The following is a 3,960-nucleotide window of genomic DNA, read 5'->3' as shown; positions in this document are numbered from 1 at the left end:
TGATCATGTCTGTCGTTCTCCGCTGGCAGGGCGTCAAGTCAATGATGGCAGATTGCTGGGGTTTTTAGAGGCTCCTTCAAGTAATGGCTTTGACCCGGTCATCTTCATTGAAAGCTGGGTACAGGCGGACAGTACTTCGGAGTACGATGCGGCGGGTTGCCCGTCCGGCTGGGGTGCCTACGAAGACAACAATTGCATTATTAACAGCGAATCGGTGCGAGTGCCTCTGGTGCCAGTTTCGGACATCGCTGGCGTCAAGCTGACCGGTTCTGCGACCTCGGGGGGCGTGGATACCGTGTTGTTCTCGGTGAACGGAAGGGCCCACAGCGTGAGTCAGCGCGCCTCTACGGTGGATATCAATAAGATCTGGCGCATGACCGAATTCAACATCTTCGGCAACGGCGCCAGAACTCAGACGGTGTCGCTCAATCGCGGCTCGCGCGTCACGGTAAACGTAGCCGTAAACGATGGTACGACAAATGCCCCGACTTGCCTGGGCAATGCCGGCCAGACGTTCGAGCAGAACAACCTGACGCGCGGTAGTTGCACCGCCTTTGGTGGCGTTTCGCCCGGCATTAGCTTTCCTCAAAGCAACTGACTATTTGCGTCTGGGGAGGTTTCGTCCTTCCCAGACGTTACTTGTTCGCCAACGGAGCGCGGTTGTCGCAGCTGCTCCAGTAACTGTTCCAGCGTGCCCAGACGTACCGTGGCCCGCAAGGTGTCCGCCTCGGCGTGTTCCCGGCGCTGGCGCTCTTCGATCAGATCGGTCCGCGCCGCAGCGAGTTCGGCGTGCAAGCTTTCCAGCGCTTGGACATCGTCGGTCCAGCGCGCCTGCAGGCCTCGGTGCTCGGCGGCCGTCAGGCGCAGCGCGTCGCGCTCGCGCTGTTGGGCGTCGGCCCGCTGGCGTGCCTGCGTCAGTTCCCGCTCCAGACGGGTAGGGCGCTCCAGCCACTGGCCATTGGCGCGGTTGAGCTGCATCAGGTGGTGGTTCTTGGCGGTCAAGGCGTCGTTGGCCTGACGCAGGGCGACCTGTAGCGCCTGCACCTGATGGTCGTGCCGTCGCTGCTTGCTCGCGCTGGTCCTTGACGGAGGTGCGGTAGTGCTCCAGTGCTTCCCGGGCGTGGTCGTGCTTTTGTTCCAATGATTTCGCATGGGCGTCGTGCTCGGCCAGGCGAGCGGTCAGGCCGGAAGTCCGCTCCTCCAACTGGGCCAGTTCAACGGCGCGGCCGGCCAGGTCTCGCTTGGCGGCTTCGCCCGCCTCGCGTTCTGTCTCAGAGCGCAGCAGCTGCGTCCTGAGCGAGCCAGCCTCTTGTGCGGGGCCTGCTCAAGCGCTTGGGTGCGCTCCTGAAGCTGCGCCTGGAAGCGCGCCTGGGCCTGCGCAACGACCGAGTCGGCCTCGGCGTGCAACCGCTCGGCGAGGCGGCTGACCAGATCCTGCAGCGCTTGGCTGATGGCGACCTTGGCGCCGGGGCGCTGCCCTTCTTCTTCTTCCAGCTCTTTCAGGTAGCGGTGGATGGTGGTCTTGAGGGTCGACAGAGCTTCGTGTAAAAACAGCTAAAAGTGAGCTAACTCGTTCTCAGCATAGAAATTTTTCACGAATCCCGGCCGACCCTCATATTGGGCGCTCCCGGATTCTTCGCTTGGACATGGACGGAGTATCCAGGCCTGTGACCGTTCCGCAAGGTCATCTACTTCCAGCGCATCACGAAAGGCTCTGCACTGCCAAAGGAATGGATGCGAATGCCTTCGGGCACTCGCTCGTAGCATCCTTGGCTATAAGTGCCATCAGGGCGTTGGACGGTAAGGAGGCTTCCTTGCTGAGAAGCTTGCCAATGGAAAGAACGGAAAGTCCTCACCTTTGATCTCCGACATCTGCATCTGCGCCACCAACTTGCAGCTTGATGTTAGCTTCGTCCAGTTTATTTGGTGCCAGCGTCCACTTGCTTGGCTGCATGTAGCAGCGACGAAATCTGGCGTGGCAGCAGCATATTCTTGATGCGCTCGCAGGCGCCTTCAATATTGGCAAGGGTGGTCAAATTCGCATCCAGCGACGACCAGCGCAGGCTGTCGAGCATGCCCAACGCACGGGCCTGCTGCAGCTGCTGCCCCAGGTGCAAGGTCAACGCGTTGGGGACGTTGGCATGGTCACAGAGCGCATCGGCGCGCTCTGCACCGAGTAGTCAGGAGAGTTCCGGAAAGGGATTTTTCTTGCGCAGATGGCAGCGCAGCGCATGTAAGAACGCCACCTGATGCACCATGATGTCATCGCGCAAGGTGGGTTCGTCTCAGAAAACCGATCGCAAAGTACGGTAGCTGTCTGGCAGACGTAAATCGTCGGTCAAACCGACGGCTTTCGACCGGAAACAGAGACGGCCGCAATTCCTGATTTTGTCGCCGCAAAGCTGCCGATGGAACTTGCACTCGTGAACGGACAGTTGCCTCGAAGCGCAGAACACGCGGCAGTAGCGAGCGCTTCGATCGATTGACGCGAGGAGCCCATCACTGCGAATGCCACAATCCTTGGACTGCTCGCCCAGATCCTTGACAAGGTAGTCGTGGCGTGTGAGCGCTCGGGTGCGCATCACTCATTGTCCGGGACGGGCCGCATGTCGACGTTCAGGCCACAAGCCGCGAGCCGTCGCCGCAAGTGCTCCGACTGATATGGGCCTCGATCAGGATGTCTCGAGTAACGCCCGGACTTGGCCATGGCGTAGACAACGCCTTTCTCTGCATCCCAGCCTATCTCGCCACAGATGCGGAACTTCTTCTTATTTTCGTGGCCCTCGATATCGTTGATGTCCTCTGCGCCCTCGATGAGCGCGGGATGTCCGAGCCGCCGTTCCTTGCCCGTCTCATCACGCCCCTCCAGCAGCGTTTCGGGTGCCACCCTTAGGCGCGATTGCTCGTCGATCGCCAACATGTAGAGCAACCCGTTGTTCTGCATGGCCTCGAAATTGAGCACGGTCTTGAGGTCCACAGCGTTCGGGTTGCCGGCCGGAATCACGTGCAGGTCGGGATTCACCCCGCGCTCCCAGGGGTGGATTTGCGGCCGGGCCTCCTTGATGCGCGCTCCTTGCACCGTGCCCCAGCCCCGGTCAAGCAGGGCTTCATGCGCAGGCAACTCGTCGTGCATAGTCTGCGGATCCACGGAATTCGAACGCAGGCGTCGCTGTGTGGGTGCGTTGATCTCGCTCAGATCAATGCTCTTGCGACCCAAGAAGTCTGCTGGCGTTGGCGGCAATTGTGCGGATCGAAGTGTCCGTGGCGCAGCAGTGGTGGGTTCCGAACGTAATTCTGGGTTGCCTTTTGCCGAGCGATGCTCCGGCAGCACGTTGGCAGTCGCAGAACGAATCACCCCTCGCGGAGAGCGCAATGCAGGAACGTTGCTGGTCGGCTGCACTTGCGGACGGGTCAGCGATGCGAGTGCAGGATTGACGGAAGTAGATGAAGTTTGACGAGCAATAGCGTTTGCTGCGCTGGTCATCGTCCCGGTTTGGTGAGCCTCATGCGCCTGACGGGCGGGCAGCGGACTCGATTCCTTTGAAATATTGCAGCCCATTAGCTCGAGCTCCGTGAAGATTTGATTGATGCACCAGTACGGACGTACCTGCCGCAGATCGGCAGGGCACGCGTCTTTGCCTTATATGTTTAGAAGGTGGCGCGCAGGTTCCTCAATGCGAAGGCGAAGCTCGGAGCGCGAAAAACAACCCAGTTGGCACGGAACCCACCACTGCTGCCGGAGGTTTCCAGTTTAGGGATTCCAGGCACCAAACTTTCACCGCTGCTCGCAGACTCGCGCCGAAACGCAAAGCCATCGGACTTGATTGTGGTAACCCTAGGCGATGTCAGACTGAGGCATGCCTCCGACGTCCCCCCCGCCCTGAATCGCCCCATGATTTCGGGAGGCTCCAACTCTTGAGAAGATGGAGCGATGAGCAAGACAAAGTATTGCCCGGAAGT

Annotated in this window: 2 protein-coding genes and 3 pseudogenes; 1 reads left to right on the top strand and 4 read right to left on the bottom strand. The window is 60.1% G+C overall.

The window, feature by feature from the left end; all coding sequences use genetic code 11:
• Nucleotides 1-598 (top strand): annotated as a pseudogene (locus XpopCFBP1817_RS19825) (hypothetical protein); the annotation flags it as partial.
• Here the strand turns inward: XpopCFBP1817_RS19825 and XpopCFBP1817_RS19820 are convergent.
• The 4 genes and pseudogenes from XpopCFBP1817_RS19820 to XpopCFBP1817_RS19810 form a co-directional block, all read right to left on the bottom strand.
• Nucleotides 586-1,554, bottom strand: a pseudogene (locus XpopCFBP1817_RS19820) (DNA-binding protein). The pseudogenes XpopCFBP1817_RS19825 and XpopCFBP1817_RS19820 sit on opposite strands and share 13 nt — an antisense overlap.
• 365 nt (nucleotides 1,555-1,919) lie before the next feature.
• Nucleotides 1,920-2,165 (bottom strand): annotated as a pseudogene (locus tag XpopCFBP1817_RS23405) (hypothetical protein); the annotation flags it as partial.
• Nucleotides 2,166-2,180: 15 nt separating this feature from the next.
• Entirely contained in the window at nucleotides 2,181-2,273 is a 93-nt protein-coding gene (locus XpopCFBP1817_RS23400; RefSeq protein ID WP_244171266.1) for a bestrophin family protein, read from the bottom strand.
• Between the two features lie 308 nt (nucleotides 2,274-2,581).
• Nucleotides 2,582-3,559: a hypothetical protein gene (locus tag XpopCFBP1817_RS19810; protein WP_128418389.1), complete on the bottom strand. Its 978-nt coding sequence runs from the start codon at nucleotides 3,557-3,559 to the stop codon at nucleotides 2,582-2,584.
• Nucleotides 3,560-3,960 lie beyond the last annotated feature (401 nt).

Origin of the sequence: Xanthomonas populi, assembly GCF_002940065.1 — a bacterium.
In the GTDB taxonomy this organism is placed as follows: domain Bacteria; phylum Pseudomonadota; class Gammaproteobacteria; order Xanthomonadales; family Xanthomonadaceae; genus Xanthomonas; species Xanthomonas populi.
This window is presented reverse-complemented; position numbering and strand designations above follow the sequence as displayed.